Raw genomic sequence first — 25446 nt, forward strand, 5'->3', positions numbered from 1 at the left:
TCTCGGGGACTGGCGCTGGCGAGAAGGAGAAGCAATCTGCGACGCATGCGCTCGCTGGGGCGGCGCACCCGGCAAGGATAGCAGGCGGTTCTGAGAGTCCCCTGGCATGGGAGGATTCTCGCCATGGCGGTGGCGAGCGAGCGCATCATCGAGAGGGCGCAGGACGACTTCGGGGCGACGGCCGCGCAGGTCCTGACCCGGCTCGAGCGGCTGGGCGTGGGGCACGAGGTGGACGCCGAGCGTGTCCAGGCGGCCGTGCTGCTGGTGGCGCGCGGCAACCGCGTGATGCTCGACGATGCGCTGGAGCACGCCCGCGACGACTGGCGGGACCTGCTGGACCGGGCCGGGCTGGCGGGCGAGGGCTGGCGGGCGCGCCTGGACGAGGCGCTCGGGCTCGGCTGACGGGACGCGGCGTCAGCGGTCGGAGCGCTGCTCGTAGCGGACGCCCTGGGACCGCAGCCACGAGCCGAGGTCGCGGAGCTGGTCCGCGCCCAGCTGATCCGCCTTGCCCAGATCCACGCGCCGCTGATCCTGCTCGATGAACATCCGGATCGAGTCGCGCGGGCCCTCGGCGATGAGGAGCACGGGGTGGTCGAGCGAGTAGCGCACCGCGCGGCCGCGGAGCCGGCGCCCGCCGTGGCGGACCTCGAGGCGACCGTCGACCAGCCGCAGGTGGGTCGCATCGTCCCACCACTGGCCCAACGTGAAGGCGAGTCCCAGCAGCGCGAACACGATCGCGGCGGCGGGAAGCACCACGTTGCCCGCGCCGCCCTGCCCGTCGCCGCTGGGCCTGCCGATCGCGATCGCGAGCGCGACCACGCCGAACACGGCGATGGCGACCAGGAAGGCGGCCCGGAGCGCGAGGGTCGCGCGGCGGCCGACGTGGAGGACCAGCTCGGGGTGCACGGGGTCGGACGGGGTGCTCACGCTCTCCACGGTAGCCGCGCCGGCCGGGCGCCCCGTCACCGGGCGGCGAGGTCGACGACTACCAGGCGCGCCGACCACGCGCCGATGATCTCGGCCGCCACCGCGTGGACGGGGTGATCGAGGTAGACATCGCGGGCGGCCGCGTCGACGAAGGCGACGACGAGCCCCCACCCGTAGCCGGCCTCGAGCCCCTCGGGACTCACGCTCGGGCCGACGGTCACCTCCGCGATCCCGGGGATCTCGGCCCTGAACAGCCCGATCTGCGTGTGCAGACGCTCGAGCTCCGCGGCGGGCATCCCGTCCCGCCAGTCGACCAGGACCACGTGCACGATGCGCCCGTCGGTCGTCATGGCGCCACGCTACCGGGGATGACGGTGTGCACGAACAGCGCCGCCTCGTCGAGGTCCGCGGGCTCGATTCCGCGGTCGGGGCGAGGCGAGATGGTGAGCAGCCGGCCGCCGGGCCAGAACTCGGGCGCCGGCTGCCCCGTCGCGGCGAGCTCGTCTCGCCACCCGTCGATCAGATCGTCGATCCAGATCACGCCGGCGTGGGTCGCGAGCGCCTCGCGGGCGCGGTCGGCCTTCCACCAGCCCTCGACGGCGAACGCTCCCCCGCCCTCACCCTCGAGGCACGGCCAGTCCTCGCCGAGGCCGATCGCCGGGCCCAGGTAGCGGGCGGCACGGAACCCCCAGGTGGTGCACCACGCGGGCTCGACGCCGGGCAGGGCGGCGATCCGGGCCAGGCGCTCGACCATCGCACCCGACCAGGTGATCTCCATGCCGAACAGCACCGGCGCGGTGCGCCAGGACGATGCGGGCCACCCCGTCCGCTCGGTGCCCGGGAGGTCGTAGGGCGCGATGACGCCGTCCACGTCGACCAGCAGGGCGACGGACGGGGGTCCCTCACGCGGGGCCGCGGCGGCCATGGTTCCGACGCTACGCCGCGGAGCACGCCGGCGCCCGGAGCGGAGCGGCGGCTACGTCCGCCGGGCCCCGGCCCAGTCGCGTGCGTGGGCCCGTGCCGCGTCGACGGCGGCTCGCCGCGACCGCAGCGTCTCCGCGTCGTCGCCTGGGCGCGTCGCGGCCTCCGCGTCGAGCGCCTGGGACAGCTCGCCCACGACGGCCAGGCCACGCTCAGCGGCGCCCCTGCGGTCGTCTGTCGGCGCCGTCTCGATGAGCCCGTGCAGCTGGCGGTCCGCATCGAGCACGCGCGGGCGCGCGGCCTGCCACGTCTGCGCCGCCTCGGCCGCGGTGGGCTTGGCGAGCACCTGCGGCACCAGCGAGTCCTCGAACCACGAGACCTCGGCCCGCGCGCGCTCCAGCTGCCGGTCCCACGACCGGCGCGCGGCCACCACGCGCCACACCAGGATGACGAGCACCAGCGCGGCGGCGCCCGCCAGCAGCCAGAGCCACCACGGCAGCGATCCGTCGTCGACATCGTCGCCCGTTGCGGGCGACGCGCTCGGGGACGCCGAGGCGGTCTCCGAGGGCGCCGGCGCCTCGGTGACTGTCTCGGTCGGCTGGGCGACGGGCGCCTCGGTCACGGTCTCCGTCGGTTGCGGCTCCGCCGTCTCGCTCGGTCGGGCGGGGAGCGAGATGTCGGGGAGCCGGGACACGTCGATGTCGGGCAGGCTGTCGCAGGCGGACACGCCCAGGACCGCTGAGGCCCCGATGACGCCCGCGACGAGCCCCTTGACGATGCGTCTCACGGTCCGCCCCCTTCGTCGGCGTGCTTCTCGCGAGCGTAGCGGACGGGTGCGACGCGGCGACGATCGCCGCCCCGCGGGAGTCCGCGGCACGACGATCGACGCCGTCTCAGCGCAGCACGGCCCCGAACTTCTCGGAAGCCGCCGCGATGATCGCGTTGCGCACCTCGAGAACCTCATCCGCCGAGAGCGTGTGGTCCGCGTCGCGCATCTTGACGTTGATGGCGAGGCTCTTCTTGCCCTCGCCGATCTGCTCGCCCGTGTAGACGTCGAACACGCGCGCGTCCTCGACCAGGCCGTCGCCCGCGGCGAGGACCACGTCGACGAGCGCACCCGCGGGCACGTCGGAGGCGACCACGAACGCGAAGTCCTCTTTGGCCAGCACCTGGCCGGACACGGGCGAGGCCGTGACCAGCACGCCCTCGCTCTCGTCGATCATCGGGTCGAGGCGCATCTCGAACGCGACCGTGCGCGCCGGCAGGCCCAGGTTCTCGCACACCTTCGGGTGCAGCTCGCCGGCCAGGCCCACGAGCTCGCCCTCCAGCCAGTACACGGCCACGCGGCCGGGGTGGAACGGCGCCGTGGTGATCGCACCGTGCGCGTCGGGCGTGATCTCGAGGACCACGCCGCAGGCGCGCTCGACCCTCTCGGCCATCGCCATCGCGTCGGTCCACTTCCACGGCGTGGCGTGACCGTCCCAGCCGGCGGCGACCTTGTTGCCGGTCATGATGCCCGCCACGCGGCGGATCTGGCCCGGCAGAGCCTCGTTGAGCGCCTCCACGTCGTCGGGCGTGATGCCCTCGCCCGAGAACGTGCTGGGCACCTTGCCGATGCGCGACTGCAGGTAGGCGCGGCCGGTCTCGTAGACGGCCACGTCCTGCGCGCCGCGCCCGAGGTTCACCTTGACGGCGTCGACCAGCGAGGCCAGCAGCCCGGGACGCATGAGCGGAAGCTCGGCGCTCAGCGGGTTGGCGAGGCGCACCACCAGGTCGCGCCGCGCATCGTCCGGCGGCAGCAGCAGGTCGTCCAGCCGCTTCTCGGAGATGAAGGGGTAGGAGAGCACCTGGGTCAGCCCGGCCTCCGCGAGCGAGCGCGCGACCGACTTCCGCACCAGCTGCGAGTGCGTGTAGCCGCGGCCCGGGGGCGCGATCGGCAGCACCGACGGCAGGCCCTCGTACCCCTGCAGGCGCGCGACCTCCTCGACCAGGTTGATCCGACCCTCGAGATCCGCGCGCCAGGTCGGGCGCGTGACGATCAGCACCTCGCCGTCGCGCTCGACGGCGCAGCCCACCTCGGTGAGCGAGTCGATGACCTGCTCCGCGGTGTACGGCACGCCCACGATCCGGGCCGGGTAGTCCCAGTCCATCTCGATCTCGGCGATCGTCGGAACGTCGTCCACGTCCGTGTAGACGTCCTCGACGACTCCCCCGCCGAACTCGACCAGGAGGTTCAGCGCGCGCTGGACCGCGACCGGCGGCAGCGCGGTGTCGACGGCACGCTCGAACCGGCGGGACGCCTCCGAGCCGAGCTTGTGGCGCCGCGCCGTTCGCGCGATGGTGATGGGGTCGAAGTGCGCGGCCTCGAGCAGGATGTCGGTGGTGGTCTCGGAGACCTCCGTCGACGCGCCGCCCATGACGCCGGCCATGCCGATGGGCCGGGCGCCGTGCCCGCCCTCGGAGTCGGTGATGAGGAGGTCCTCGACGTGCAGCGCGCGCTCCGCGTCGTCGAGCGTGACGATGCTCTCGCCGGACGATGCGCGGCGCACCACGATCGGCGCAGTGACCTTCGCGAGGTCGTAGGCGTGGAGGGGCTGGCCCAGCTCGAGCATGACGTAGTTGGTGACGTCCACGGCGAGCGAGATCGACCGCATGCCGGCGGCCTCGAGCCGCTGCCTCATCCACGCGGGCGGCGCGGCGGTCGGGTCGAAGCCGCGCAGGATCCGCGCCACGAAGCGGTCGCAGCCGACGGTCCCGCGCACGGGCGCGGCGTCCTCGATCAGCACCTCGAAGCCGGCGCCGGCGGCGCCCGACACGGGCAGCGCGGCGGGGTCGGTGAAGGCCTGACCGGTGGCGTGGGCGTACTCGCGCGCCACGCCGCGGATCGAGAACGAGTAGCCGCGGTCCGGCGTGACGTTGATCTCGATGGTCGACTCGTCGAGCCCGAGCAGCGCGATGGCGTCCTGGCCGGGGGTCAGGTCGGCGGCGTCGAAGCCCATGTCGGTGAGCACGATGATGCCCGTGTGGTCGTCGCCGAGCCCGAGCTCGCGCGCGGAGCAGATCATGCCGTCCGACCAGTGGCCGTACGTCTTGCGCCCCGAGATCGGGAACGGCCCGGGCAGCTCGGCGCCGGGCAGCACCACGACCACCCAGTCGCCCTCGACGAAGTTGTGCGCGCCGCAGACGATCCCGCGCGAGGACGGGTACTCCACCTTGTTGTCGGGCTTGCGGCCCGGACCGGCGGGGTCGTTGTGCTCGCCGACGTCGACGCGGCAGTAGTTGATGGTCTTGCCGTTGGACTGCTCCTCCTTGACCAGCGACATGACGCGGCCGACCACGAGCGGGCCCTTGACGCCGGAGCCGTGGATGCCCTCCTCCTCGAGCCCGATCCGGGCGAGGGCGGTGACCACGTCCTCGGGGGTGGACCCGGGCACCAGGTCGACGGACTCCGCGAGCCACGTGAGCGGAATCTTGGGCATCAGATCTCCATCCCGAACTGCTGAGAGAAGCGCACGTCGCCCTCGACCATGTCGCGCATGTCGGTGACGCCGTGGCGGAACATCAGGGTGCGCTCGATCCCCATGCCGAACGCGAAGGCCGTGTACTTGTCGGGGTCGATCCCCGCGGCGATGAGGACGTTGGGGTGCGTCATGCCGCAGCCGCCGAGCTCGATCCAGCCGGTGCCCCGGCAGGTGCGGCACGCCGCGTCCTCGCCGTTGCACACGAAGCAGCGCATGTCCATCTCCGCGCTGGGCTCGGTGAAGGGGAAGAAGGACGGGCGCAGGCGCGTGACCGCGTCGGGGCCGAACATCGCCTGGACGAAGTGGTCGAGCGTGCCCTTGAGGTGCGCCATGGTGAGGCCCTTGTCGATCGCGAGCCCCTCGAGCTGGTGGAACACCGGCGTGTGGGTCGCGTCGAGCTCATCGGTGCGGAAGGTCTTGCCCGGGCAGATGACGTAGATGCCGTGGCCGTGCTCCTCGAGGGCCTCGCGGCGCTCGAGGGCGGCGCGCACCTGCACCGGCGAGGTGTGGGTGCGCAGCAGCAGGCCCGAGTCCGGCGGGTCGATGAAGAACGTGTCCTGCATCTCCCGCGCCGGGTGGTCGGGGTCGAAGTTGAGGGCGTCGAAGTTGAACCACTCCGCCTCCATCTCCGGTCCCTCGGCGACCTCCCAGCCCATGGACACGAACACGTCGCACATGCGGTCCTGCATGGTCTCGATCGGGTGGCGGGCGCCCACGGAGGCGCGGTTCACGGGAAGCGTGACGTCCACGGCCTCCTCGATCAGCACGCGCGCGTCGCGCTCGGCCTCGAGCTCCTCGGTGCGGGCGGCCAGCGCCCGGCCGATCGTGGCCCGGGCCGCGCCCATCGCCTTGCCCGCGGCCGCCTTGTCGGCGGGCTCGAGGTCCTTGATGCCTCGGTTCGCGAGCGTCAGCGCCGCCTTGTCGCCCGTGTGGGCGATGCGCGCGTCCTTGAGCTCGTCGAGCGTGGCGGCCTGCGCGAACGCGGCGAGCGCCGCCTGCACGGCGTCCTCGACGCCGACGGCGTCGAGCGGGGAGAGATCAGTCATGAGCGACCCTTCACAGCCTGGAAAAACCTACGGAAGTCTATCGGTCGCGCGGGGCTCTCCGGCCGGCGATGCTGCGGGTGGCACGGCGGTGGGACGATGCGGGCGCGAGCGCGGGTCAGGCCCGGGGGTCCTCCCCGGGCCTAGATAAACAGACGCACGGCGGCGCGCGGCAGGCGGCGGCTCGGACTCGTGGTCATGACCTCACCGTACCAGCCGTCTCGATGCGCCGGCCGGCCCGTCAGAGCCGGCGGCTCTCGTAGGCGACGCCCTTCTCGACCACGCGCCCGGAGACCAGCGCCTCGTCGGCGGCGACGATCCAGTAGCGGAGACGATGGTCGGCTCCCGTCGCCTCGACCCAGCCCGCGCTGACGCCCACGTCGAACTCGGCGCCCACCGCATCGTCCAACGCCCGGGCGGCGGAGCGGCGCATGCGCTCGACCGCCACGGCCGGATCCTCGTCGTCGTCGAGCAGGAGGACCGCCGCGAACTCGTCGCCGCCGAGGCGACCCACCAGGTCGCGCGGCCCGGCGCCGCGCACCAAGCCGTCCGCGACCGCCGCGAGCGCCGCGTCGCCGCTCTCGTGTCCCGCGCCGTCGTTGACGGACTTGAAGTGGTCGAGGTCGAACACGGCCACCACGGAGCGGGCGCGCTTGCGCCGGGCCGTGTAGAGCATCGTCGCGCCGGTCGCGTCGAAGTGATGCCGGTTCGCCAGGCCCGTCAGCGCATCGGTACGCGCCCGCAGCGACATCTCGCCCGCGGGGCGACGCAGCACCCAGAGCACCAGGGCGAGGATGCCCGTGATGCCGATGATCGCGATGGTGAAGAACGTCATGGTGCGATCCACGGCGGCGACCGCGGGCAGCACGTCGGCGCTTTCGATCTGGACGGTGAGGACCCACGGGATGTCGTCCGACACCGGCCGCTCGTAGGACACGAGCGACTCCTCCACGCGCACGATCCCGTTCTCGACCTCGACCGTCTCGGCGTCCGCGGGCATCGCGATGTCGGCATCGCCCGCGAGCAGCGTGCCGTCGGCCCCGGACAGGCGCGCCGCGCCGTAGCCGGCCGCGGGCGACTGCGCGAGCATGCTGGTGAGCATCGCGGAGTCGAGCCGCACGACGGCGATACCGCTGGGCTCCGCCCCCGGGACCGTCACGACCATGGCCGCGGTGATCGTGGTGCGACCGCCAGGGGTGACGACCGGGTCGGCCCACTGCACCCCCGGTTCCGAGACGTCCGCCTGCTCCCACACGACGTCGCTCACCGGCGGCGGCGGGCGCAGGCCCTCGGGGGCATCCGTCGGCTCGAGGGCGGCGTCCAGCAAGGTGGTGGCGACGGACCCGTCCGACGTGGTGACCGAGTATGCGTAGCCGTCCTCGACGCGGGCGAGGTCGTGGGCCGTGCCGTCGGCCGACGCCACCGTCAGGCCGGTGATCGCCTGCTGCGACTCCATCGCCGAGGCGAGCGCCTCCAGCACCCGATCGGCATCGCCCAGCGCGTCCGGCGTCGAGCCCAGCAGCACCGTCATGGACCGCAGCGCGGTCTCCGCGGGACGGGTCGCGGCGGCCACCTGGACCGCCGTCGCGTCGCCGACCAGGGCCACGCCCTCGACGGACACGCGACGCGAGTCCGCGTCGACGCTCGCGCGCACCACGATCGAGATCATGCCGATCAGCGCCAGGGCGCCCAGGACGATCCCGAAGACCCACGCGAGGGGATCGCTGGCCCCGCGCAGCGTGTAGCGCGACATCAGCTCCCCACCGCCATCGCTGCTCCGTCCCCCAACGTACGCCCCCCGACGTTTGCGGTGGAGCCTAGCAGGGGCTTTGTGCGATTTGGGAGGATGTGACCAGCGTCACCACCGAGTGCCGAACAGCACCAGCAGCGCGAGGATGATCACCACGGTGTTGACGGCCGGCATGGCGACGCGCAGGCCCGTGGGGATCGTGGGGTTCTTCACGAACACGATGTTCATGAGGAACATGAAGAAGGCGAGGATGGTGGTGATCGAGAGGACCACCACCGGGATGCTGCCGACGAGGGGCCAGAGCAGCAGCAGCACCGGCGCGAACATCGTGATCTTCGCGCGGGTGGGCACGTGGGCGCCCATCTTGAGGATCGGCTTGCCGTCGAGGTACAGCGTCTGGAAGCCGGGGATCACGCCGTTGGCGGAGAGCTTCGCGACCGACCCGTTGCGCATGGGGATCTGCCACGCGCCCTTGCGGCGCTTCACGACGGTGCCGTCGATGCGCACCTTGTACAGCAGCCCCAGGACTCCGACGACCTCGACCTTGCCACGCGCTCCGGGGATCTCCAGCACGCGGGTGTTGTCCATCGGTCCTCCTCGGTTCGCCGGGGCCGCGCTCAGCGCCGGTCCCCGGGGAGACTACCAGCCGGCGCGCGGCCGTCCTCCCCGCCCGCGGCATCGTCGACCCGCACCACCGGGACCTGCCCGGTGGTGCCCGCGACGTGGCCGAACGCGTACGTGCGGCCCTTGTGCGCGCGCTTGCCCGTGACGAGGGCCTCGTCGGCCGCGCTCACGAGCGCATCGGGGTCGTAGCCACATTCGGCCGTGGTGGCGAAGCCCGCGGTGACGCCCACCACCCCGGCGGCGCGGAGCGACTCGTGGATGGCGATCTCGACGTCGTCGCGGAGCCGGCGGGCGACCTCGACCGGGGACCCCCGCTCCGCGAGCCGGAGCACCGCGGCGAACTCGTCGCCGCCCAGGCGAGCGGCGACGTCGCGGGTACGCAGGGAGGCGAGCATGGCGTCGCCGACCGCCGCGAGCACCACGTCGCCAGCGTCATGGCCCTCCGCATCGTTGAGCCGCTTGAAGTCGTCGAGGTCGAGCGCGACCACCATGACGGTGTCGCCCTGGGTCCTGGCCGAGGCGACGATGCCGCGGAGCCGCCGCGGGAACTCGTACCTGTTCGCCAGGCCCGTGAGCGCGTCCGTGCTCGCGCGGTGCCGCATCGTCCTCACCGGACGCCACATCTGCCAGGCGAGGATCGACGCGACGGCGACGAGCGCGAGGCTCACGGCCGCGATCGTGAAGGTCGCCGTGCGGAAGCTGGCGAGGCCGGGCGCGAGATCGCGCGCGTCGGTCTCGAGGTGGAGGATCCAGTCGAGACCCGTCGCGGGATCGAGCGACCGCTCGAGCGTGACCACCGTGTCGCGGGTCGCGAACACGTCGCCGCCGTCACCGCCCGGCGTGGGGGCGGTGCTGGGAAGCCCGATCTCGCCGGCCAGGGGAACCTCGCCGGTCTCGGACAGGACGTCGCGGACCAGGTCCCGGGATCCCGCGGGAGCGGCGATCACCCGGCGGTCGCCGGTCAGGATGAAGGCGCCGGCGTCCTCGCCGATCGGGATGTCGTCCAGCAGCGCGCCGAGGGAGTCCGGGTCGAGGTCGGCGCCGACGACCAGGATCGAGCCGCCATCGCCGGACAGCGCCTGCACCGGCGAGACGACGAGCTCCCCGGTTCGCACCGAGATGTACGGATCGGTCCACGTGAGGCCCGCGCCGTCGACCGCCGCGTCGTACCAGGGGCGGGTGTCGAGGTCGTAGGCGCCGTCCTCCGCGTCGATCGCCGTGATCGCGTGGTCGGGGCCGAGCTCGGACCGCTCCACGTGGGCCCGCCCGGGATCTCCGTCGATCGGGGTGATCTCGTAGACGGTGTAGCCGGCGTCGGCCGTCGCGACGGCGAGCACCTCGCCCGAGGGCCAGCCGATGAAGATCGAGCCGACGCCCGGCTCGCGGTCGAGCCGGTCCGCGAGCGCGCCGATCAGGTCGGCGGTGTCGGGCACACCCCGCCTGTCGAGCTCGGAGACCGTGCCGCGCACCACGTCCGAGGCGGAGTCGAGCGCGGTCGCCACGCGCTCCGTCATCAGGTCGCCGACGTACGAATAGGTGTCGCGCGCGGCGGCCTCCGCGCCCCGATCGGCGACCACGACCGCGGTGACGGCGATCAACGCCTGGACCACGAGGATCGCGACGACCGCCACGGCGGCGACGAGCATGCCGCGCAGGCGCGAGACGCGCAGGCGGAGCTTCCGGATCCTCATGGACCCAATTGTCGGCCGTGCGGGGACGTGCCTGGTGCGACGGGAGGCGTGGACTTGGTCACATGGGGGTTCCTCGCGGGTTGTCCCCGGCCTTCGTGTCCGGTTTGTCGGGAATGTCAGAGGGTGCTGATGGGATGGTCCCATGTTGATCTCGGCGGACCGGGTGGCGCCCCTCGCGGATGCGGTGGGACGCCTCGACGCGCGCGAGACGTCGGACCTGCGGCGCCCCGAGGTGCTCGAGGCGCTGGAGGCATGCGGGCGGCTCGCCGCGGCGGCGCGGCTCCCGCTGGCGATCATGGCGGCGGAGGTGGCGGCGCGCTCCCCGCGCGACGCGTCGAGCCTCGCGCGGCGCGAGGGGTACTCGTCAGCCGAGCGGCTGGTCGCGGCGCGCTGCGGGGTCTCGATCGCCGAGGCTATCCGGCTCATCGAGGCGGGGCGGGCCTTCATGACGCCGGACGATGCGGGCCCCGGAGGCGGCGGAGAACCCGAGGGCGGCGGCGGTCCGGAAGGCGGGCCGGATGACGGCGGTGGCGGGCCGGGCGATGGCGGCGGGGGTCCGGGCGATGGCGGTGGCGGGCCGGATGGCGGAGGTCCGCCGCCTCCTCCGCCCCCTCCGCTCGGGCCGGTCGCCGCCGCGCTCCGCGACGGGCGCATCGGCACCGACGCAGCCGCCCTGATCCGCGAGACCCTGCGAGCGCTGTCGGACCCGGCCCTCCCGGGAGCGCTCGGGCGGGAGGCGCGGCTCGCGATGGAGCGCGACCTGGTCGCCCGCGCGTGCACGCTTGACCTGCGTGATCTGCGGGCGTGCTGCGCGCGGCTCCGCGCCAGCCACGACGCGCGCAGCCGTGCGGAGCGCGAGCGGCGCCTGCGGGCGCAGCGGCATCTCACCTTCACCGAGCAGTCGGACGGGATGGTGCTGCTCCAGGCTCGGCTCGATCCCGAATCCGCGCTGCCCGTACGCGCGTGGTTCGACGCGCAGGTCAAGCGGACCCTGCAGGCGGCGAAGGAGTCGGACGTGCCGGACTCGCGCTCCTCGGGGCAGATCAGGGCGGACCTGATGGTGCAGCTCGCGAACCACGGACTTCGCTGCGGCAGCCCGGGCGACCGCGCCCCGGCTCAGGTGATCGTCCACGTCGAGCTGGAGTCGCTCCGGAGCGGCCTCGGCGAGGTGCGTCCCGAGACCGCGGGGCTGCCGCTCAGCGTCGAGTCGGTGCGCCGGATGTGCGCCGACATCGAGATCATCCCCGCGGTCCTCGGATCCCGGTCGCTCCCGTTGGACGTCGGGAGGCGGGTGCGGCCGTTCTCAGCCGCCCAGCGACGGGCGTTGGCGGCGCGGGACGGGGGCTGCGCGTGGTGCGGGGCGCCCGCCGCGTGGTGCGAGGCCCACCACATCGTGCCGTGGGCCCGGGGCGGCGGGACCGATCTGTCGAACGGCGTCCTGCTCTGCCGTGGATGTCATCTGCGGATCCACGACACGCGCTGGGAGGTCGAGGTGCGCGGCGAGGAGGTCGTCTTCATCCCTCCGCCCGAGGTCGACGCTGGGCGTGAGCCGCGTCCGGCAGCGCGACAACGCACGGCGGCACCCCGAGGCGGCCGCGACCGAGGCGGCCCGGCGGGAGGAGTCCCGACCGAGCAGGCCCGCCACGCCGTGACCGTCCACGTGTCGACGCGGGACGGCGGAGACGACGGCGAGGACGGCGCGGCAGGTGAGAGTCCCGCGGGAGTGCCACATGACCGGCGGATCGACGACGACGCGACGACGACGCCGCAACCGGGCGCGGGAGCGCTCTGGTGACGGCTCCGCGGCGGCGAGGTGACGCTGGGTACAGGTTCCCGCGTGCCAATGTGCCGCGAGGTACAGGTTCAGGCGTGCTGTGCCGACGCGGAGGCGTACAGGCACACCGTGGCCGCCGTCGCCAGGTTCAGGCTCTCCGCCCGACCGTAAATGGGGATGCGCACCACGGCGTCGGCGAGCGCGAGCTCGTCCTCGCTCAGGCCCCAGGCCTCGTTGCCGAACACCCACGCTGTCGGCGACGCGAGTGACTCCGCTCCCCCGGCGCCCGCGCCGGCCTCGGGATCGCCCAGGAGGTCCTCGCCCGAACCGTCGGCGGCCAGGACCGTCAGCCCCGCCGTGCGGAGCGCCTCGACGGCTTCGCCCAGCGGAGCGCGCGCGACCGGGAGGTGGAAGAGCGAGCCCGCCGTCGAGCGGATCACCTTGGGGTTGCCCGGGTCGACCGACTCCCCCGCGAGCACCACCGCGTCGGCGCCCGCCGCGTCGGCCGCGCGGATCACGGCACCGGCGTTGCCGGGGTCGCGCACGTTCGACAGCACCGCGACCAGGCGGGGGCGGGCGGCGACCACGTCGTCGAACGAGACGCCCGTCGAGGCGAGGACGGCGACCACGCCCTGCGCGTCCGCGCTCATCGCGCCGAGCACCTCGGGAGTGCCCAGATGCACGTACAGCCCCGCCGCGATCGCCTCCGTGGCGATCTCGGGGTGACGCGCGTGCGCATCCTCGGTGAGGTAGACGTCATGCACGCGATCGGCGGCGTGACGCACCGCCTCGCGGACCGACTGAGGCCCCTCGACCAGGATCACGCCTGCCCGGGAGCGTGCAGAACGCCCCGCCAGTGCCGCGACTCTCTTGACCCGCTCGGCCCTCGGATTCGAGAGCGTGACGGAGAGGTCTGCAGGCCCGGCGGGGCGTTCCGACATGGTGGCCGTGCTTACGCGGCGGGCGCGTTGACGTCGGCCGGGAGGGCCTTCTTCGCCACCTCGACGAGCGCCGCGAAGGCAGCCTCGTCGTTCACCGCGAGCTCGGCGAGCATGCGGCGGTCAACCTCGATCTCCGCGGCCTTGAGGCCCTGGATGAAGCGGTTGTAGGTGATGCCGTTCGCGCGGGCGGCGGCGTTGATGCGCTGGATCCACAGCTTGCGGAACTCGCTCTTCTTCGCGCGACGGTCGCGGTACGAGTAGACGAGGGAGTGGGTGACCTGCTCCTTCGCCTTCCGGTACAGGCGCGAACGCTGACCGCGGTAACCCGCGGCGCGCTCGAGGGTAGTCCGGCGCTTCTTCTGGGCGTTGACCGCCCGCTTGACGCGTGCCATTTCAGTTCTCCTAGGTACGTGTGTCGGGGCGGGCTTACTTGCCCAGCAGCTTCTTGATCTTCTTCGAGTCGGCGTCCGACAGGATCTGGTCCTGCGCGACACGGCGCTTGCGCGAGGAGTGCTTCTCCTCGAACTTGTGCACGTTCATGGCCGAGGCGTGCTTCACCTTGCCGGTGCCGGTGAGCTTGAAGCGCTTCTTGGCACCCGAGTGGGTCTTGTTCTTCGGCATTGCTGCCACTCCTTCTAGGTCTGGCTGGGACCGGTGGGACCCAGCACGTTTCACGGGCGGCCAGCGCCCGACATCTGTATGAGGCCTCCGCCTACTCGGCGGCCGGCTCCTCGACCTCCACGGCCTCCGGCTCGGCGCCCTCGGTCTCCGCCTCCTCGGCGGCTCCCCTCGGTGCCTTGCGGTGCTCGCGGGCCTCGGCCTCGGCGGCCTTGCGGGCCTCGCGGGCCTGGCGCTGCTCCTCCTTGGCCTCCGCCTTCTTCTTCAGCGGGCCCAGGACGAGCGACATGTTGCGCCCCTCCTGCGAGGGCATGTTCTCGACGACCCCGTACTCCTCGAGCTCGGCCGCCAGCTTCAGCAGCAGGCGACGGCCCATCTCGGGACGGGACTGCTCACGACCGCGGAACATGATCGTGACCTTGACCTTGTCGCCGCCCTTGAGGAAGCGGATGACGTGGCCCTTCTTGGTCTCGTAGTCGTGCTCGTCGATCTTGAGACGGAAACGCATCTCCTTGATCTCGGTGTTGGCCTGGTTGCGACGTGCCTCGCGTGCCTTCACCGCCGCCTCGTACTTGAACTTGCCGTAGTCCATCAGCTTGACGACGGGAGGACGCGAGTTGGGCGCGACCTCGACCAGGTCGAGCTCGGCGTCCTGCGCCAGACGCAGGGCATCCTCGATGCGGACGATGCCGACCTGCTCGCCCTTCGGACCGACCAGGCGGACCTCGGGGACCCGGATGCGCTCGTTGATGCGCGGCTCGTTGATAGCGGCTCCTTACCGTTGCTCTCGGACCGCCTCTCAGGCCGCCCCTCCCCGACAACGAGAAAGGCCCCTGCTCGAACGCGAGCAGAGGCCACCGCAGCACACGGCCCCCACCCCGCGCGGACGCGTGGCTGACGCCGTGACCGTGAACCCTGGTCCGTGAGGTCCGAGGGTGGGAGGTGGACTCCGCTTGCGCGTTGCGACGTGTGCCGCAACCGGTCGATGGACAAGAATAGCAACCATGAGCGAAGAAGACCAGGCCACACGTCCCGACACGCCGCGCGGCCCCTCCGGGTCGGACGATGCGGCGCGCGACATCGCCGAGGTGTCCGCCGTGGAACTTATCACCACCGTGAGCGTTCATCTGTTGAGCGCTGCGGCGCTCCGGTGCGGGCTGGCCGAGGAGGGTGAGGAGCACAAGGACCTCGACGAGGCACGTGCGATCATCACCGCCCTGGCGGGTCTCGTCACCGCTGCGGCACCTGACCTCGGCGACACGCATGCGCGGGCGTTGAGGGATGGGCTGCGGAGCGTACAGTTGGCATTCCGGGAGGCGTCGGTGATCCCGGACCGGCCCGGAGACGGGCCCGGTGAGAAGTACACGGGGGCGGTCACGTAGTGGCACAAGGGGACGACACCACCCGCGAGGAGACCCAGGTCCGCACGGACCTGGGTTCGCGCGGGCCTGAGGGCGAGCAGGTCTCGCCGGGTGACGTCCCCGACGGCGCAGCCGTCACCGCTCCCAACGACGATGCGGACACGGCGACCGACGAGCTCGCGACGGTGGCCGACACAGCAGACACGGCAGACGCGACCGGGGCCGACGATGCCTCCCGGCGGCCCTCCGTCCTGCCGCCCGACGTCGCCGCCGCTCGCACCGCGATGCACCGGCGCACCACCGAGATCCCGATCGTCACGTCCCGGTTCGCACCAGTCGTGGCGACCGGCTTCGGGGAGGACGATGCGGCGGACCCCCTGGTCGACTCCGACGCCCCGGCCTCCCCCGAGCCCGCCCCGAGCTCGGGCGCGCATCACCGACCGCATGTGGTCATCGAGCGCCGCGCCGGCCTGTGGTTCGCGATCGCGCTGCTCACCGTGCTGCTGATCGGCATCTCGACGCTTGCGGCCTACCTGTGGCATGTCTCGGACGAGTGGAGGGCGCAGGTCGAGGAGCTCACCGACGTGAGCTATGGGCTGGGCGACGACCTCGCGGCCGAGCGCGAGACGCTCGCCGCCGCCGAGGAGCGGATCGACCTCCTCACGGACCAGCTCGCCACCTCGAAGGACACCGTGAGCCGCCTCCAGGCCGAGAACGCGCGGTGGGGCGACGACGCCGCCTTCGCCCAGGAGCAGATCGGCCAGCTCGAGGACCTGATCGCCACCGGCACGGCCGCGACGAGCTCGCTCAACCGCTGCATCGAGGCGAACGACCAGCTGGTCGCCTACCTCGAGGCGCCCGACGACTACGACCCGGAGGAGATCGTGGCCTTCGAGGAGTCCGTCGCCGAGCTGTGCACGGAGGCCAACCGGGCCGCCCAGGAGTTCACCACGGCGGCGGCGCAGTGAGCGCTCGGCGGGTCCCGCGTCGCGCGATCCTCGCGGTCGCCCTCGCCATGGGGGCGGCCGGCTGCGGCGTGATCCCCCAGGCTCCCGACCCGATCCCCAGCGACTTCGTGCCGAGCCCGTCAGCCGAGCCCGGCGACGGACCCGGCGCCCTGTCCCCCGACGGCTTCACCGCGGCGCAGCGGATGACCGTGCGCGTGCGCAGCGTCGGATGCTCCGGCACCATCGTGCTGTCGACCGGCACCGGCTTCGCGCTCGACGAGCACACCCTGGTGACCAACCGCCACGTGATCGCGAACAGCAAGCGCATCACCATCACGACCTACGACGGACGCACCATCAACGTGACCGCCGCGACCACCTCCACCGCCGCCGACATCGCCGTGATCACCACCGAGGAGTCGCTCGGCAACGCCTTCGCCCAGACCGCCGAGGCGGATCCCGAGGTCGGCGACCTCGTGACCGTCGTGGGCTACCCGAACGGCGGACGGCTCACCACCTCCTCCGGCGTCGTGCTCGGCGCGACCGCCGACCCGCTCGGTGGCGCCGTCGACTCGGTCCTCGCCACCAGCGCCACCGTCAAGGTCGGCTCCTCCGGCTCCCCCGCGCTCGACGAGGACGGCCGCGTGATCGGTGTCGTCTACGCCAAGAACATCTCGGACCAGAGCTTCATCGTCCCCGTGTCGACCCTCAACGCCCTCCTCGAGGAGCCCGCCCTGTTCGTCCCCGAGTCCGCGTGCGCGGCCGACGCCGACGCGTCGTCCAACGCCTCGGCGTTCCTGCCATGACGACCCCCGACATGGATCCCGGCGGCCCCTGGCAGCCCACCGCATCGTCCGTGCCCGAGCCCGTCCCCGCGGAGCCCGCCGCGCGGGCGCCTCGCCGCGTCGGGATCGTCGTCGCGCTCGTGCTCGCGATCGTGGTCGCCCTCGGCTTCGCCGCGGCCTTCGCCTGGCAGTCGCTGGCGCGCGCGAACTGGGAGGCGCAGAACGACGCGCTCCGCCTCCGCGTCGAGGACCTCACCCTCACCCTCTCCGATCAGAACGCCCGGATGGCCGAGCTGGAGGAGGCCGAGTCCCAGCTCGAGACGCTCAAGGAGGAGTACTCCGCCGCGGTGAACACGGGCGCGAGAAGCACCGAGGTCGTGACCGAGCTCGAGCAGATCGTCGACGCCTACGGGCAGTGCGTGGAGGCGCAGCAGGAGCACTTCGAGGTCCTCAGGAACGCCGATCGCTACGTGGCGTCCTCGATCGTCAGCTCGGAGCGATCGATCGTCGAGTTCTGCGACCAGGTGCACCAGAGCTATGTCGCCTTCCGCGCCGAGAACGGCTGACGGCGTGACGCGCACCCGCCTGGCCGCGAGCCTCGGGATCGGCGTGCTCGCCGTCGCGGGGTGCGCTCCGCTGACGCCGCCGCCGTACACGACGCCGGTGCCCGTCGAGGTCTCCGCCGCCCCCGCCGTCGGCGACGGCTTCACCGGGGCCGAGCTGGTCGCGCTCCGGGTCTGGACCACCACCTGCGACGCGTTCCTCAACGGCAGCGCCTGGATGCTCGACGAGTCCCACGCGGTCACCAACCGCCACGTGGTCGAGGACGGCGCCGAGATCGAGCTCACCGACTACCAGGGCAACGAGTACCACGGCGTCGCCGCGGAGATGTCGCTCACCGACGACCTCGCCCTGGTCACGATCGAGGGCTCCTTCCCCCGGGCCGCCACCGTCGGCACGGAGGAACCCGCCCCCGGCGACACCCTCAGCGTGTCGGGCTTCGCGCTCGGCGGACCCCTCGCCACCGTCACCGGGCGCTACCAGGGGCTGATCGAGAACCACCTCGACCCCGACGGCGCCGCCATCTACTCGATCGCCGTCGAGGTGCGCGAGGGCAACTCCGGGTCTCCCGTGACGGACGAGGCCGGCGCCGTGGTCGGCGTCATCTTCTCCTCGGACGGTGCGACGATGGGCGGCGCCGTCAGCCTGGACCGGCTGATGGCCTTCCTCGACGGCGACACCGACCGCGCGGACGCGATGACCACCTGCGGCTGACGGGGCCCGCGGCGTCGTCAGGCGGTGGCGAGACGCAGCTCGAGGCTGTCGACCCGCTGCGCGACCACGGGCGACTGCGCGAGCTGGTGCTGAACCCGCCTCACGACGGAGTCCACCTCGGGCTGCGTGAGCCCGGGCACCAGCCTGAGCACCACGGCGACCTCCGCCGACCGCCCGGCGACGGCCTCGACGGCCACCAACGCATCGTCCACGGGCACCGCCTCGGCGACCGCATCCCTGACGTCGTCGGCCACCATGCCGTCACGCACCGCCGGCCGCCATGGCTCGCCCTGCCCGAGCGCCCACACCGCGGGACGCGGGATGAGGACCGTCTCCATCCCGGGGTTGACCACCAGGGTCGACCACTCCTCGTTGATGGCCGCCAGGGCGGCGCGCGGCCCCTCCGCAGGGATCGGGCGGGCGCGCTCGCTCCACGCCTTCATCGCGTCGACGTCGGTGAACACGGGCAGCGCGGTGCGTCCGTCCGCCATCTCGACCGCGACCACGCCGGTCGAGGCGACCGCGTCCTGCTTGAGCCCGTGCGCCCCGACGATCCGCTTCTCACCGCTCGCCATCACCGGGATCAGCACCCGGGCGTACGCGAGCGCATCGACCACGTCCGTGAGCGGCGCCTTGCCACGCGAGTGGCGGATGAGGGCCTGGGCGAGGCGGGCGTCCGCGCTGCCGTCGTCATCGGCGAAGATCGACTCGGGGATCTCCTTGCGCGGCTCGGACTCGCTCATGCCCCCCAGACTAGGGGCACGCGGCGACGACGCCGCGGAGCGACCGTCAGAGTCCGGCGAGGTCCTCGAGCTCCGCGACCATGTCGCGGGACCCTCCGAACAGGCCGTCGTAGCCGTCGATCGTCACGAACCTGCACCCGTACGACTCGATCACCAGCCGCGTGGCGGAGGCGCCGTCGGCCAGCACCAGCAGGTACCGGGGACCGGCCTCGAGGGTGCATCCCTGGGACGTGTCCGCCGGCCCGATCCCGTCGAGCAGCGCGCCGAGCCGATCGAGGTCCTCGATCTCGGCCGGACCGCTGCTCACCGGGCTGCCGTCGCCGATCGGGTACACGCAGATCCACGCCGCGTCGAACCTCCCCAGCTCAGCAGCCGCCGCCGCAGCCTCGAACGCCCCTCCCGGGCTCTCCAGCGCCTCGTCGCATGCGGGCTCGAGCGCGACGGCGGAGTCGACCACGGTCGGCGCAGGGCCGGAGGCGCCCGGGCCCGTCGACGCGTCGTCGGAGGTCCCGCCTCCGGTGCAGCCCGCCAGCAGCAGCGGGAGGCCGGCCCACGCGACAGCGGCGGTACGCACCAGGGGTCGCCCGCTCAGCGCCGCACGCCGCATCGTCGCGCGCCTCATCGTCCCCCGCCGATCCCGCTGAGGTCGCGCACCACCGAGGCCGCGTCGACCCCGTCCGCCATGAGCACCCCCGCGGGGAGGTCCGGGTCGCTCGGCGAGCCCGGTGGGGACTCCCGGGGGTCCTCGGTCAGCCGGATCTCGCGGCACCCGTACTCGTCGATGGTCATCGCGACCTGCCGATCGCCGGTGACCGCGACCAGCAGCAGCCGCGGACCGAGGTCGTCCGTGCAGGCGCGGTCGGCCGGCGGCACGTCGACCGTCGCGAGCAGGTCGCCCAGCTCGACCAGCGCATCGTCCGGCACCTCCGCGAGGGCCGCGTCGGTCCGGCGCCACTCGTACAGGGCGCCGCCGTCCGGGTCCGGGTCGCCCGTGTCCTCAGCGACGTACTCGCACACCCAGGCGGCCTCCGGGACGCCCAGCTCGGGCACGGACGTCGCCGCGTCCTGCGTGCCGAAGCCGTGGTGCGGCGGATCCGCCTGCACCAGCACGTCGGGACACCCCGTGGAGGGCTCCACCGCGCTCGCCGTCGACGGCCCGGCGCCACCCCCGCTCGCGCACCCCGCGAGCAGCATGGCCGCCGCCGCGATCGCCAGCGCTCCCCGCATCGTCGCCCCCTCTCGAGAGGTTCAACGTACCGGGGAACTCGGAACGTTGGGGCTAGGGGCGACCCGCGATGTCGAGCGCCTGCGGCAGGGTGAAGTTGCCGTTGTAGAGCGCCTTGCCGACGATCGCGCCCTCGATCCCGACCGGCGTGAGGGTGCGCAGCGCCGCGATGTCGTCGAGCGAGCTGATGCCGCCCGAGGCGACCACGGGAGCCTGGGTGGCCTCGCACACCTGGGTGAGGAGCTCCAGGTTCGGACCGGAGAGCATGCCGTCCTTCTTGACGTCGGTGACCACGTAGCGCGAGCAGCCGGCCCCGTCGAGGCGGGCGAGCACCTCCCACAGGTCGCCGCCGTCGCGGGTCCAGCCGCGACCCGCGAGCGTGGTGCCGCGCACGTCGAGGCCCACCGCGATCCGGTCGCCGTGGGTGTCGATCACGCGGGCGGTCCACTCGGGGTTCTCGAGGGCGGCCGTGCCGAGATTGACGCGAGCGCAGCCGGTGGCGAGGGCGCGCTCGAGCGACTCGTCGTCGCGGATGCCGCCCGACATCTCGACCTTGACGTCGACCGCCTTCACCACGTCTGCCAGGAGGGAGGCGTTGGAGCCGCGCCCGAAGGCGGCGTCGAGGTCCACCAGGTGGATCCACTCCGCTCCACCCTTCACCCAGTCGAGGGCGGCCGACAACGGGTCGCCGTAGCCGGTCTCGGATCCCGCCTCGCCCTGCGTGAGGCGGACGGCCTGGCCGTCGGCGACGTCGACGGCGGGGAGCAGCTCGAGGCGGGGGGTGTCGGTCATGGTCTCGCTTTCGGGTGGGGCAGGCACGGTGAGGCGTCGCGGCGCTGGCGACGATGCGGGCTCCAGGGTATCGCTGTCATGCCCCGCGCCGTGCGCCGGGGTCAGAGCGACTCGACCCAGTTGCGGAGCAGCTGGAGCCCCGCCTCGCCCGACTTCTCCGGGTGGAACTGGGTGGCCGCGAGCGGGCCGTTCTCGACGGCGGCGACGAACCGGTCGGAGTCGTCCCCCGCGCCCGCGGTCGACCAGGTCACCAGCGGCGCGGCGAAGCGGCCCGTGTCCTCGGTGGTGCCGAGCGGGAACTCGCGGGCCCCGTAGGAGTGCACGAAGTAGAAGCGCTCGTCCTCGACCCCCGCGAACAGCCGGGTGCCCTCCGGCGCCTCGACGTGGGCCCAGCCCATGTTCGGCACGACGGAGGTCTGCAGGAGCTCGACGGTGCCGGGCCACTGGTCCAGGCCGGCGGACTCGACGCCGTGCTCGACGCCGCGCTCGAACATCACCTGCATGCCGACGCAGATCCCCAGCACGGGTCGCCCGCCCGAGAGCCGCCGGCCCACGATCTGATCGCCGCGGGCCTCCTGGAGCCCCTGCATCACGGCCGCGAAGGCACCGACGCCGGGCACCACCAGGCCGTCCGCGTTCTCCGCGATCACGCGGTCGGAGGTGAGCTCGACGCGTGCACCCACGTGCTCGAGCGCGCGGGTGGCGGAGCGGACGTTGCCGAAGCCGTAATCGAAGACGCAGACCAGCGGCGAGCTCATCATCCCTGCTCCTTGCGCAGCCGGCGGGTCTCCTTGAGCAGCTCGCGGTACGCGGCGAAGCGGCTCATCGTGGCCTCGTGGACCTTGTCGGGGTGCGTCGCCGCGATCTCGTCGAAGCTCTGCGCGCCCGTCACCAGCGTGGTGAGCACGCCGGGGGCGTCGTTGAGCGCGAGGCCCGCGGGAACGTCCTTCGCGACCTGGCCGCCCAGCCAGATCTGCGCGGTCGCCTGACCGCCGCGGTTGACCACCAGCATGAACTCGGCGCGCGCGACGAAGGCCGAGACCGTCTTCGCGGCCTTCGCGACGGCCTCCTCGTCCGTGTCCGTCAGCACCGCCACCGGGCCGCCGCTGGTCGACAGGATCCGCGCGTCGACCTTGTTGAGAGCGCACAGCGCCGTGAGGAAGCGCGGGCTGGGGATCGGCGAGAGGATCGCCGCGAAGTCCCGGGTGCCGGGCTCCTGCGGGGCTGACGCCTGCTCCGCTCCCTCCGTCACAGCGCTCCCTTGGTGGACGGGATGCCCTCGACCCGCGCATCGTCCGCCACCGCGAACCGCAGCGCGCGCGCGAGCGCCTTGAACTGGGCCTCCACGATGTGGTGGGGGTCCCGACCCGCGAGCACGCGCATGTGCACGCAGATGCCCGCGTGGTGCGCGATCGACTCGAGCGCGTGGCCCGTGAGGGAGCCCGCGAAGTTGCCGCCGATGAGGTGGGTGGCCTGACCCACCGGCTCGCCGGTGTGCACGAAGTAGGGACGTCCGGAGACGTCAACCACGCACTGCGCGAGGGCCTCGTCGAGCGGCACCAGGGCGTCGCCGAACCGCGAGATGCCGGCCTTGTCGCCCAGCGCCTGCTTGAGCGCCTCGCCGATGCAGATCGCGACGTCCTCCACCGTGTGGTGGCTGTCGATGTGGATGTCCCCCGTGGCCTGGACCGTGAGGTTCATCAGCGAGTGCTTGCCCAGCGCGGTCAGCATGTGGTCGTAGAACGGGACCCCGGTCGAGATGTCGGTGCGGCCCGTGCCGTCGAGGTCGAGCTCGACCAGGACGGAGGACTCGGACGTGGTGCGCTCGATGCGACCGGTGCGGCTCATGACGTGACCTCCAGCAGCGCGCTGCGGAACAGCGCCATCTCCTGCGGCGTGCCGATCGACACCCGCAGCCAACCCTCGGGGCCCGTGACGCGGATCAGCACCCCGCGCTCCAGCAGGCCCTGGAACACCCTCTCACGGTCCTCGAACGGTCCGAAGAGGGCGAAGTTCGCGTCCGTGTCGGCGACCGTCCACCCCTGGGCACGGAGCCACTCGACGGTGTCGTCGCGCTCCGCCCGGATCTCGTCGACCTGCGCCTGCAGGGCGCGGTGGTGGGCCAGCGCCGCACGCGCCGTCGCCTGCGTGACGGCGCTCAGGTGGTACGGCAGGCGGACCACCTTGAGGACGTCGATGAAGGTCTCGTGGGCGATGAGATAGCCGAGGCGCGCGCCCGCGAACGCGAACGCCTTCGACATGGTCCGGCTCACCGCGAGGTTCGGGTGCTGCGGCACCAGGCTCGCCGCGCTCGGGGTGCCCCAGCGGCGGAACTCCGCGTACGCCTCGTCGACCACCACCACGCAGCCCCCGGGGACCTCGTCGGCGGCGCGCATCAGGGCGCGGACCTCGTCCAGGCTGAGCGCGGTGCCGGTCGGGTTGTTCGGGCTCGCGACGATCACCATCACGGGGTGCTTCTCCCGGATCGCGGCGACCGCGGCGTCGACGTCGAGCGTGAAGTCCTCCTTGCGCGGCACCGTCACGTACTCCGTGAACGTGTCGCGCGCGTACTCGGGGTACATCGAGTATGTCGGCGCGAAGCTCAGCACCGTCCGCCCCGGGCCGCCGAAGGCCTGGTGCAGGTGGAGCATGACCTCGTTGGAGCCGTTCGCCGCCCAGATGTTCCGGGGCTCGACGAAGTCGACGTGGCTCTCCTGCGCGATGTACGCCGCGAGGTCCTGGCGGAGCCCCGCGAAGTCGCGGTCCGGGTAGCGGTTGAGGCCCTGCGCCGCCTTCCGCACCGACTGCGCGATCGCGTCGACCACCGCGTTCGGCGGGGCGTACGGGTTCTCGTTCACGTTGAGGCGCGCCCGCACGTCGAGCTGGGGGGCGCCGTAGGGCTTGAGGCCCTGCAGGTCCGGACGGATCGGCAGTGTCATGGGAGAAGTCTAGTGAGCGCGAACACGGCGTGATGCCGCCCGGGTCCCGCCCTCCCGACGGCACCTGGTGCCGTCCGTGGGCGCCCGGGCGGCCGGCGCATCGTCCCGTCCGGCGTCAGACCTGGCCCGTGAACGTCAGCACCAGGAGCGCCAGGTTCAGGGCGACGATCGACGCGACCACCGTCCACGCGATCACCTTGGTCGTCGTGGAGTTCGCATGCTCCCCCATCACCGCCTTGTCGGAGGTGAGGCGGACCAGGGGGATCACCGCGAACGGGATGCCGACAGACAGCACCACCTGCGAGATCACGAGCGCCCAGGTGGGGTTCGCGCCGACGCCGAGGATCACCAGCGCGGGGATCAGCGTGATCGAGCGGCGGATCCACACGGGGATGCGGCGGTGGAGCAGGCCGCCCATGATCGCGGCGCCCGCGTAGCAGCCCACCGAGGTCGACGCAAGTCCCGACGCGAGCAGCCCCACCGCGAAGGCCCCCGCGATGATCGGGCCGAGCGCCGTGCCGATCGCGTCGTACGCGCCCTCGATCGAGTCCGTGCCGGCGACGCCTCGCAGGCTGCCGGCGGCGAGCAGCAGCATCGCGATGTTGACCGAGCCCGCGATCACGAGGGACACGGCGACGTCCCACTTGGTGGCGTGGAGCAGGTGGCGCAGGCGGGGCTTGTCGTGGCCGACGCCGTGACGGTCGCGCGCGAGGGAGCTGTGGAGGTAGATGACGTGCGGCATGACCGTCGCACCGAGCATCGACGCCGCGAGCAGCACCGTCGACGGGCCGTCGAAGCGCGGGATCAGACCCTCGGCGGCGCCGCCCCAGTCGGTGTCCGACACGACCAGGCCCGCCATGAAGCCGATCGCGATGATCGCGAGGAGGCCCATGATGACGAATTCGAAGTGCCGCTGTCCGCGCCGGTTCTGGATCATCAGCAGCGCGAGCGACACGACGCCGACGATCAGGCCCCCGAGCACCAGCGGGATGTCGAACAGGAGGTAGAGGGCGAGCGCTCCGCCGATCACCTCGGCGAGGTCCGTCATGGCCGCCACCACCTCGGCCTGCGCCCAGTAGGCGAGGCGGCCTCGCGTGCGGAGGCGGCCACGCAGCAGCTCCGGCATCGAGCGCCCGGTCACGAGCCCGAGCTTGGCCGACGTGTACTGGATGAGCACCGCCATGAGGTTCGACGCGACGAGCACCCACACCAGCAGGTAGCCGTGCTCGGCGCCCGCGGTGAGGTTCGCCGCGACGTTGCCGGGGTCGACGTAGGCGACGGCGGCGACGAAGGCCGGGCCGAGCAGCGTGACGATGCGGCGGACCGGTCCGCGGTTGCGCTCCGCGCGCTCGCGGTTGCGCTCGACCAGCGTCTGCGTCACGTGGGCTCCCTCCGCCGTCGACGGGGCGTCGGGCAGCCGCGTCGCGTGGAAGTTAGGCTAGCCGAACTTCCACCGGTGTCCAGCCCATGGCGCCCCGCGTCGCACCGATCCGCGGCATCGGCGGCGCCGATGCCGGCGGCCCGGGGGACGGCCGCGCCGCCGTGTCGGACGGGCCGCGTAGGGTCGTC

At 72.8% G+C, this 25446-nt stretch carries 29 protein-coding genes; 7 read left to right on the plus strand and 22 right to left on the minus strand.

Annotated elements, in window-relative coordinates:
- Positions 1–123: 123 nt before the first annotated feature.
- Positions 124–402: a hypothetical protein gene (locus QQX10_RS03565; protein ID WP_301118312.1), complete on the plus strand. Its 279-nt coding sequence runs from the start codon at positions 124–126 to the stop codon at positions 400–402.
- A 12-nt stretch (positions 403–414) separates the two neighbouring features.
- Here QQX10_RS03565 and QQX10_RS03570 read toward each other — a convergent pair whose 3' ends face one another.
- The 9 genes from QQX10_RS03570 to QQX10_RS03610 all read right to left on the minus strand — a co-directional run bounded on the left by QQX10_RS03570 (position 415) and on the right by QQX10_RS03610 (position 10477).
- Complete coding sequence (locus QQX10_RS03570) at positions 415–927, minus strand: hypothetical protein (RefSeq protein WP_301118313.1); 513 nt, start codon at positions 925–927, stop codon at positions 415–417.
- A 35-nt stretch (positions 928–962) separates the two neighbouring features.
- A complete protein-coding gene (locus tag QQX10_RS03575; RefSeq protein WP_301118314.1) occupies positions 963–1277 on the minus strand; it encodes a Dabb family protein in 315 nt (104 codons plus the stop codon).
- The gene (locus QQX10_RS03580) at positions 1274–1852 is read right to left on the minus strand and encodes an HAD domain-containing protein (protein ID WP_301118315.1); all 579 of its coding nucleotides are present in this window, start codon (positions 1850–1852) and stop codon (positions 1274–1276) included. The genes QQX10_RS03575 and QQX10_RS03580 overlap by 4 nt, the downstream gene beginning before the upstream one ends.
- A gap of 51 nt (positions 1853–1903) precedes the next feature.
- The gene (locus QQX10_RS03585) at positions 1904–2635 is read right to left on the minus strand and encodes a hypothetical protein (RefSeq protein ID WP_301118316.1); all 732 of its coding nucleotides are present in this window, start codon (positions 2633–2635) and stop codon (positions 1904–1906) included.
- Between the two features lie 106 nt (positions 2636–2741).
- Entirely contained in the window at positions 2742–5327 is a 2586-nt protein-coding gene (gene pheT / locus QQX10_RS03590) for a phenylalanine--tRNA ligase subunit beta (protein WP_301118317.1), read from the minus strand.
- Positions 5327–6415 (minus strand): phenylalanine--tRNA ligase subunit alpha, encoded by a 1089-nt coding sequence (gene pheS, locus QQX10_RS03595; protein WP_301118318.1) that lies wholly within the window; start codon positions 6413–6415, stop codon positions 5327–5329. Before pheS ends, pheT begins: the two co-directional genes overlap by 1 nt.
- A 238-nt stretch (positions 6416–6653) precedes the next feature.
- Positions 6654–8165 carry a GGDEF domain-containing protein gene (locus QQX10_RS03600; RefSeq protein WP_301118319.1) on the minus strand — a complete coding sequence of 504 codons (1512 nt, stop codon included), beginning with the start codon at positions 8163–8165 and terminating at the stop codon, positions 6654–6656.
- Between the two features lie 105 nt (positions 8166–8270).
- Positions 8271–8750 carry a hypothetical protein gene (locus QQX10_RS03605; protein WP_301118320.1) on the minus strand — a complete coding sequence of 160 codons (480 nt, stop codon included), beginning with the start codon at positions 8748–8750 and terminating at the stop codon, positions 8271–8273.
- Between the two features lie 29 nt (positions 8751–8779).
- On the minus strand, positions 8780–10477 hold the full coding sequence (locus QQX10_RS03610; RefSeq protein WP_301118321.1) for a sensor domain-containing diguanylate cyclase: 1698 nt from the start codon (positions 10475–10477) through the stop codon (positions 8780–8782).
- Between the two features lie 142 nt (positions 10478–10619).
- On the opposite strand from QQX10_RS03610, the gene QQX10_RS03615 reads away from it, so the two are divergent.
- Complete coding sequence (locus QQX10_RS03615; protein WP_301118322.1) at positions 10620–12272, plus strand: HNH endonuclease; 1653 nt, start codon at positions 10620–10622, stop codon at positions 12270–12272.
- A 68-nt stretch (positions 12273–12340) separates the two neighbouring features.
- Here the strand turns inward: QQX10_RS03615 and QQX10_RS03620 are convergent, their stop codons facing one another.
- The 4 genes from QQX10_RS03620 to infC form a co-directional block, all read right to left on the minus strand.
- Positions 12341–13192 (minus strand): TrmH family RNA methyltransferase, encoded by an 852-nt coding sequence (locus QQX10_RS03620; RefSeq protein WP_301118323.1) that lies wholly within the window; start codon positions 13190–13192, stop codon positions 12341–12343.
- A gap of 11 nt (positions 13193–13203) precedes the next feature.
- Positions 13204–13584, minus strand: a complete 381-nt coding sequence (gene rplT / locus QQX10_RS03625) for a 50S ribosomal protein L20 (RefSeq protein WP_301118324.1) — start codon at positions 13582–13584, stop codon at positions 13204–13206.
- Positions 13585–13618: 34 nt separating this feature from the next.
- A complete protein-coding gene (rpmI, locus tag QQX10_RS03630; protein WP_062294442.1) occupies positions 13619–13813 on the minus strand; it encodes a 50S ribosomal protein L35 in 195 nt (64 codons plus the stop codon).
- A 91-nt stretch (positions 13814–13904) separates the two neighbouring features.
- Positions 13905–14576 carry a translation initiation factor IF-3 gene (infC, locus tag QQX10_RS03635; RefSeq protein ID WP_301118616.1) on the minus strand — a complete coding sequence of 224 codons (672 nt, stop codon included), beginning with the start codon at positions 14574–14576 and terminating at the stop codon, positions 13905–13907.
- Positions 14577–14814: 238 nt separating this feature from the next.
- On the opposite strand from infC, the gene QQX10_RS03640 reads away from it, so the two are divergent.
- Genes QQX10_RS03640 through QQX10_RS03660 form a run of 5 tightly spaced genes read left to right on the plus strand, consistent with a single transcriptional unit; the run spans position 14815 to position 18178 of the window.
- Complete coding sequence (locus QQX10_RS03640) at positions 14815–15192, plus strand: DUF1844 domain-containing protein (RefSeq protein WP_301118325.1); 378 nt, start codon at positions 14815–14817, stop codon at positions 15190–15192.
- On the plus strand, positions 15192–16139 hold the full coding sequence (locus tag QQX10_RS03645) for a hypothetical protein (protein ID WP_301118326.1): 948 nt from the start codon (positions 15192–15194) through the stop codon (positions 16137–16139). Before QQX10_RS03640 ends, QQX10_RS03645 begins: the two co-directional genes overlap by 1 nt.
- A complete protein-coding gene (locus QQX10_RS03650; protein ID WP_301118327.1) occupies positions 16136–16924 on the plus strand; it encodes a S1 family peptidase in 789 nt (262 codons plus the stop codon). The genes QQX10_RS03645 and QQX10_RS03650 overlap by 4 nt, the downstream gene beginning before the upstream one ends.
- Entirely contained in the window at positions 16921–17469 is a 549-nt protein-coding gene (locus QQX10_RS03655; RefSeq protein WP_301118328.1) for a hypothetical protein, read from the plus strand. Before QQX10_RS03650 ends, QQX10_RS03655 begins: the two co-directional genes overlap by 4 nt.
- A 4-nt stretch (positions 17470–17473) precedes the next feature.
- Positions 17474–18178: a S1 family peptidase gene (locus tag QQX10_RS03660; RefSeq protein WP_301118329.1), complete on the plus strand. Its 705-nt coding sequence runs from the start codon at positions 17474–17476 to the stop codon at positions 18176–18178.
- A gap of 17 nt (positions 18179–18195) precedes the next feature.
- On the opposite strand, the gene QQX10_RS03665 is transcribed toward QQX10_RS03660, so the two are convergent.
- The 9 genes from QQX10_RS03665 to QQX10_RS03705 form a co-directional block, all read right to left on the minus strand.
- The gene (locus tag QQX10_RS03665) at positions 18196–18921 is read right to left on the minus strand and encodes an SseB family protein (protein WP_301118330.1); all 726 of its coding nucleotides are present in this window, start codon (positions 18919–18921) and stop codon (positions 18196–18198) included.
- A gap of 46 nt (positions 18922–18967) precedes the next feature.
- Positions 18968–19495: a hypothetical protein gene (locus QQX10_RS03670; protein ID WP_301118331.1), complete on the minus strand. Its 528-nt coding sequence runs from the start codon at positions 19493–19495 to the stop codon at positions 18968–18970.
- Positions 19496–19539: 44 nt separating this feature from the next.
- The gene (locus QQX10_RS03675; RefSeq protein WP_301118332.1) at positions 19540–20148 is read right to left on the minus strand and encodes a hypothetical protein; all 609 of its coding nucleotides are present in this window, start codon (positions 20146–20148) and stop codon (positions 19540–19542) included.
- Between the two features lie 52 nt (positions 20149–20200).
- A complete protein-coding gene (gene priA, locus QQX10_RS03680; RefSeq protein WP_301118333.1) occupies positions 20201–20938 on the minus strand; it encodes a bifunctional 1-(5-phosphoribosyl)-5-((5-phosphoribosylamino)methylideneamino)imidazole-4-carboxamide isomerase/phosphoribosylanthranilate isomerase PriA in 738 nt (245 codons plus the stop codon).
- A gap of 101 nt (positions 20939–21039) precedes the next feature.
- Complete coding sequence (hisH, locus tag QQX10_RS03685) at positions 21040–21699, minus strand: imidazole glycerol phosphate synthase subunit HisH (protein ID WP_301118334.1); 660 nt, start codon at positions 21697–21699, stop codon at positions 21040–21042.
- The gene (locus QQX10_RS03690) at positions 21696–22190 is read right to left on the minus strand and encodes a hypothetical protein (RefSeq protein WP_301118335.1); all 495 of its coding nucleotides are present in this window, start codon (positions 22188–22190) and stop codon (positions 21696–21698) included. The genes hisH and QQX10_RS03690 overlap by 4 nt, the downstream gene beginning before the upstream one ends.
- Positions 22187–22786 carry an imidazoleglycerol-phosphate dehydratase HisB gene (gene hisB, locus QQX10_RS03695; RefSeq protein WP_301118336.1) on the minus strand — a complete coding sequence of 200 codons (600 nt, stop codon included), beginning with the start codon at positions 22784–22786 and terminating at the stop codon, positions 22187–22189. The genes QQX10_RS03690 and hisB overlap by 4 nt, the downstream gene beginning before the upstream one ends.
- Positions 22783–23877 carry a histidinol-phosphate transaminase gene (locus tag QQX10_RS03700; protein WP_301118337.1) on the minus strand — a complete coding sequence of 365 codons (1095 nt, stop codon included), beginning with the start codon at positions 23875–23877 and terminating at the stop codon, positions 22783–22785. Before QQX10_RS03700 ends, hisB begins: the two co-directional genes overlap by 4 nt.
- A 115-nt stretch (positions 23878–23992) precedes the next feature.
- Positions 23993–25258 carry an Nramp family divalent metal transporter gene (locus QQX10_RS03705; protein ID WP_301118338.1) on the minus strand — a complete coding sequence of 422 codons (1266 nt, stop codon included), beginning with the start codon at positions 25256–25258 and terminating at the stop codon, positions 23993–23995.
- Between the last annotated feature and the right edge of the window lie 188 nt (positions 25259–25446).

Source organism: Demequina lignilytica (assembly GCF_030418305.1).
In the GTDB taxonomy this organism is placed as follows: domain Bacteria; phylum Actinomycetota; class Actinomycetes; order Actinomycetales; family Demequinaceae; genus Demequina; species Demequina lignilytica.

Excerpts from the sequence above, each read along its gene's own strand:
- QQX10_RS03605 (WP_301118320.1), bottom strand. The coding sequence starts at position 8,750 with ATGGACAACACCCGCGTGCTGGAGATCCCCGGAGCGCGTGGCAAGGTC.
- pheT (WP_301118317.1), bottom strand. The coding sequence starts at position 5,327 with ATGCCCAAGATTCCGCTCACGTGGCTCGCGGAGTCCGTCGACCTGGTG.
- priA (WP_301118333.1), bottom strand. The coding sequence starts at position 20,938 with ATGACCGACACCCCCCGCCTCGAGCTGCTCCCCGCCGTCGACGTCGCC.
- QQX10_RS03615 (WP_301118322.1), top strand. The coding sequence starts at position 10,620 with ATGTTGATCTCGGCGGACCGGGTGGCGCCCCTCGCGGATGCGGTGGGA.
- QQX10_RS03700 (WP_301118337.1), bottom strand. The coding sequence starts at position 23,877 with ATGACACTGCCGATCCGTCCGGACCTGCAGGGCCTCAAGCCCTACGGC.
- QQX10_RS03665 (WP_301118330.1), bottom strand. The coding sequence starts at position 18,921 with ATGAGCGAGTCCGAGCCGCGCAAGGAGATCCCCGAGTCGATCTTCGCC.
- QQX10_RS03580 (WP_301118315.1), bottom strand. The coding sequence starts at position 1,852 with ATGGCCGCCGCGGCCCCGCGTGAGGGACCCCCGTCCGTCGCCCTGCTG.
- QQX10_RS03600 (WP_301118319.1), bottom strand. The coding sequence starts at position 8,165 with ATGTCGCGCTACACGCTGCGCGGGGCCAGCGATCCCCTCGCGTGGGTC.
- QQX10_RS03675 (WP_301118332.1), bottom strand. The coding sequence starts at position 20,148 with ATGCGGGGAGCGCTGGCGATCGCGGCGGCGGCCATGCTGCTCGCGGGG.
- rplT (WP_301118324.1), bottom strand. The coding sequence starts at position 13,584 with ATGGCACGCGTCAAGCGGGCGGTCAACGCCCAGAAGAAGCGCCGGACT.
- QQX10_RS03575 (WP_301118314.1), bottom strand. The coding sequence starts at position 1,277 with ATGACGACCGACGGGCGCATCGTGCACGTGGTCCTGGTCGACTGGCGG.
- QQX10_RS03610 (WP_301118321.1), bottom strand. The coding sequence starts at position 10,477 with ATGAGGATCCGGAAGCTCCGCCTGCGCGTCTCGCGCCTGCGCGGCATG.
- rpmI (WP_062294442.1), bottom strand. The coding sequence starts at position 13,813 with ATGCCGAAGAACAAGACCCACTCGGGTGCCAAGAAGCGCTTCAAGCTC.
- QQX10_RS03640 (WP_301118325.1), top strand. The coding sequence starts at position 14,815 with ATGAGCGAAGAAGACCAGGCCACACGTCCCGACACGCCGCGCGGCCCC.
- QQX10_RS03565 (WP_301118312.1), top strand. The coding sequence starts at position 124 with ATGGCGGTGGCGAGCGAGCGCATCATCGAGAGGGCGCAGGACGACTTC.
- QQX10_RS03620 (WP_301118323.1), bottom strand. The coding sequence starts at position 13,192 with ATGTCGGAACGCCCCGCCGGGCCTGCAGACCTCTCCGTCACGCTCTCG.
- hisH (WP_301118334.1), bottom strand. The coding sequence starts at position 21,699 with ATGATGAGCTCGCCGCTGGTCTGCGTCTTCGATTACGGCTTCGGCAAC.
- QQX10_RS03655 (WP_301118328.1), top strand. The coding sequence starts at position 16,921 with ATGACGACCCCCGACATGGATCCCGGCGGCCCCTGGCAGCCCACCGCA.
- hisB (WP_301118336.1), bottom strand. The coding sequence starts at position 22,786 with ATGAGCCGCACCGGTCGCATCGAGCGCACCACGTCCGAGTCCTCCGTC.
- pheS (WP_301118318.1), bottom strand. The coding sequence starts at position 6,415 with ATGACTGATCTCTCCCCGCTCGACGCCGTCGGCGTCGAGGACGCCGTG.